Origin of the sequence: Alteromonas sp. BZK5, assembly GCF_014349115.1 — a bacterium.
GTDB lineage: Bacteria > Pseudomonadota > Gammaproteobacteria > Enterobacterales > Alteromonadaceae > Alteromonas > Alteromonas macleodii.
Window position 1 is genome coordinate 1 of sequence record NZ_JACSOE010000157.1, and the last position, 4,196, is coordinate 4,196.

Sequence of the window (4,196 nt, forward strand, 5' to 3'; positions counted from 1 at the left end):
GTATCTAGATTACAGAAGTCCAAATCAATATGAGGCGGACATGAAGAAATTGAAAAAAGTAGCTTAACTGGGTTGGTCAATTTTGGTTGACCACGTCAATTTGAAGTAGAATAATTACTGATGTTGGTGATTATATTGGTTACCTAAAAAGGCTGCGACACTAATTTAAGTTCACTACGTATCGACATATGTTGTTTAAGTTGACGGCTCTGTGCTTGCAGCCTAGGTTAGTTTAATCAGCATCGCCAAAAGCTAAATAAGCCACTGAGTTTATATTGAGGTGTGAGCAAGTATTTAAGTTCAGAATCCAACCATTAATTTAGCGAGGCTGATAATTTTAGGACAAGAGTATGAGCAAAAAAAGTTTGATATCACAGGCCTCCACCGCATTGTGCCTCTATCAGCTAGATAATAATGAGTCTGGCAATAATGAAGCACTCTCCCCCGGGAGTATTTTCCAAATGGATATTGCCGTTTCGCATTCTATGCCGTTGCCAGTTGAGATATTAGATTCGCAGGTTTCGGTGAAAATACCTGCAGAGCTTTTTGATGTGTTAGCGCGAGATTGGTGTGAAAAACGTGAACTAATCACAAACAAGTACACGCTAGAAGATATTCTTAGCCAAAACGATTTTAAGTGGCCAATAGGCGAAAAAGTACTCATTGATGAAGTAGCTGATGACTCTGTACTAAGTGAAAAAGCCATTGAGCATGATCAGCAAACAGGGGGAGCTGAAGCTCTTCAATATCAGAGTATATTTGCTGCCATTTCTGACGACGAAAATGCGGTAAAGACTATGCAAAAAAGCAGTGATGCTCTCTTAAAATTGCGAGAAATGGGACAGCAACTTCAAAGTGAATTTCCAATATTAAGCATTATAAATAACGAAGAAGAGCACCAAAAAGCTTTAGATATCATGGAACTTTTGTTAGAGGACTACGATAGCAACCTTTTGCTTATAGATGCACTTAGCTGTGCTATCACTCGATATGAACGATGAGAGCAGTTTACGCTATACAATTTAAAACAAGTTGACAAGGCAGAGTGTTCGCAGAAAAGGGCATCTTGTAAACTTAATAAAGCCACTTACGATGATACGCTGACACATCGAACAATGTGGAGCAATAAAAGCGACGGCACCTTGAGTGACTTAGATATCACTGATGCAAGGGCATAAAAAAACTGAATTATGAGTCACTATTTTAGCGACTTTATCTGCTATTTTTGATAGAATAAACCCTGTTTCCTCAAGGCTTTAAAGGCGATTTTACTGTGACTTCTTCAACGAATTATTTAGCTGAAATTGAGCAACTTCGCACTCAATTAACAGAGAAGGAATCACAGCTTCAATCTCAGTCAAACAAATTGCGCGTGCTCTCGTCTCGAGTTGACATTCTGGAAGAAGTCGTTCGCCACCTCAAAATCACGCGCTTCATGCCAAGCTCAGAAAAACCAACGTTAACCAGTTTTTGCAGTTCGATGAAGCGGAACTGTGCACTGCCCCTGAGCTTGAACAACACGAGAAAGACCAAGATAAAAAAACGGTCAAGAGAGCAGCAAAAAGCCTCGTGGCCGCAAACCTCTGTCGTCTGGCCTACCGCGTGAGCAAATCTTCCTTTACCTAACGGATGAAGAGAAGACTGGTGCGAAAAGTACCTTCTTCGCCAAAGTAAAAGAAGAGCTTGATATCGTGCCAGCAAAAATCCGGGGGTTGGAGTACATGCAAGAAAAGGCGGTGTTCGAGAGCATCGATGGTTAATCCATGGCGGCGGCTGCGCTGCCTAAACATCCGCTGCCAGGCTCTTTAGGCAGTACTGGTCTGATATCGCATGTCCTTACCGCCAAATATGTCGATGGTCTTCCGCTGTATCGCATCGAAAAGATGCTCAACCGTTACGGGGCTACATCTCACGGGCGACGCTGGCGAACTACGTCATCAAGTCCGCCAAGGTGTTTCAACCACTGATGAATTTGCTACGAGAGTACCAAAACAGTGGCGACATCGTCGCGATGGATGAAACCCGCATTCAGGTGTTGAAAGAGCCGAATAAAGCGGTCACTTCCGACAAATACATGTGGGTGTCACTGGGTGGGCCAGAAGAGCAGAGAAGTGTTCTGTTCCACTATGACTCGTCACGCAGCGGTGAAGTACCGATAAACTTGCTTGACGGCTTTAAAGGTTACCTGCAAACCGATGGTTATGCGGGGTACAATGCTGTGTGTGAGAAATACGGACTGACTCATGTGGGTTGCATGGACCATGCTCGTCGCAAGTTCGTGGAAGCGCAAAAAGCGCAACCTAAGGGTAAAAAAACGAAAATCAGTAAAGCGGACATCGTCCTTGGCATCATAAATAAACTGTATCGTGTGGAGCGCCAACTCAATACTTTTAAAGAGCAACAGTACGCAATGACAGCGGAAGATATCGTGGCCTACCGACAAGAGCACAGTGTTCCGCTATTGAATGAGCTGAAAGCTTTCTTAGAAAACAATCTCAGCAAGATCCCTAAAAATAGCTTAACGCACACGGCGATAAAGTATACGCTGAACCAATGGTCGAGGCTTGTGGTTTACTGTGGCGACAGCAAGTTTCGTATCAGTAATATTTTGGCTGAGAATGCGATCCGTCCGTTCGTGATTGGCAGAAAAGCATGGTTGTTCGCCGATACCCCGCAAGGGGCAAATGCGAGTGCGCCTGCTATGGCTTGGTGGAAACCGCGAAACTCAATGGTCTCGAGTCATACCAATACTTACATACCCTTCTTACTCAGTTACCATACGCAGAAACCGTTGAGCAAATCGAGGCGCTGCTACCTTGGTACATCAAAAACGATTAAATCACCATCATTATCCGCTCATGACCTTTTGAGTATTGAGCTGATACAAAAAACAGGTGATATTATACCGCAATTGCACTGCCATTTCTTAAGTTAATGGAATTGACTTAATGGTGACTTGTCTCGCGAGACTTGGACGTTAGTAGAATTAGAATGAATATCAAACTAGAAAACCCTAAAGACATTTACGACAAAATCAATATTGAATTGTTAAAGCTAGTCACTAGCTTATCCTTAGAGTCATCAGATGAATCACTCAACAAAGCACAAGAGGATGCACGCGATAAAATTGTTGGTCTTCAAGTTGAGTTAAAAAACAGACTGGAAGAACTTGAGCGAAACTCGGAGTGGAATACGTTTACAATTGCATTTTATGGTGAAACAGGTGCAGGTAAATCTACACTGGTTGAAACGTTGCGCATACTTTTAAACGAGCCTACAAAGCTTGAAAAGCGTAACGCATTCCGAAAACTCAAACATTCTTATGATCAGGCTATTTGTCAATTACCAGAGATAGAAGAAAAACTATCTACATTAGATAAAGATTTAGAGCAGATAAATGAGCAACTGAATTCGCTGTCCGAGCAATATCAAAGAGAAGAAAGTCAGTTGGAGCAGGAGTTTGAAGTATCAGAAAGAATACTCTGCACTGAACTTCAAAAAGCTGAAGAAGCGGCACAAGCTCGAAAAAGCGAACTTTCAACCCTTAAGGACAAAGTTGCCGAGTTACAGCGGTCAATAGTTCAAAAAAAGGCACAAGCATCACTGTGGCAAAAAATCGTAAATGTTTTCAAAAAACTACCAGAAGAGGACGAGTTTTTAACAGCTATCTCAAGTCTTCCAAAACTTGAAGATATAAGTGCCGCTGAGGAAGCAAAGATAGCCGCTGCACAAAACAGGCTGAGTGAGACACGATCGTTACGCGAAGAAAGGCACGCTGATTTTATAAAAAAGTTTGATGTTCCTATAAAGGCTTTGGAGCGTGAGAAAGGTCTAGTTGAACAAACCAAGAGCCTAGCAAGTCAACAACTTGAATCTGCTTCGAAACAAGTTTCTGCTTTAGAACTAGAGCTGAATAGTTGTGCAGACGGTGAAATTATTGGTGATGGTCGAGCGGACTTTACTCGTAAAACGTTAAGTTACTGCTTTGATATTGAACAGTGTGAATTTAATCTACTTGACGTGCCTGGCATAGAAGGTAAGGAAGGTCTTGTAGCTACTGAAATTGAAAAAGCGGTACAAAGTGCACACGCTGTTTTTTACGTAACGAATAAAGCCGCTCGACCGCAAACTGGCGATTCAGAACGACAAGGCACATTAGAAAAAATTAAAAAGCATTTAGGTACACAGACTGAAGT

At 42.2% G+C, this 4,196-nt stretch carries 1 protein-coding gene and 2 pseudogenes; all 3 read left to right on the forward strand.

The genetic code is table 11. From position 1 onward, the window contains the following. The first annotated feature begins 350 nt into the window (after positions 1–350). Entirely contained in the window at positions 351–1,001 is a 651-nt protein-coding gene (locus tag BIZ39_RS20450; protein WP_187447910.1) for a hypothetical protein, read from the forward strand. 239 nt (positions 1,002–1,240) lie between these two features. Then, a pseudogene (tnpC, locus tag BIZ39_RS22075) lies at positions 1,241–2,838 on the forward strand (IS66 family transposase). A gap of 153 nt (positions 2,839–2,991) precedes the next feature. Further along, positions 2,992–4,196: pseudogene (locus BIZ39_RS20460) on the forward strand (hypothetical protein); the annotation flags it as partial.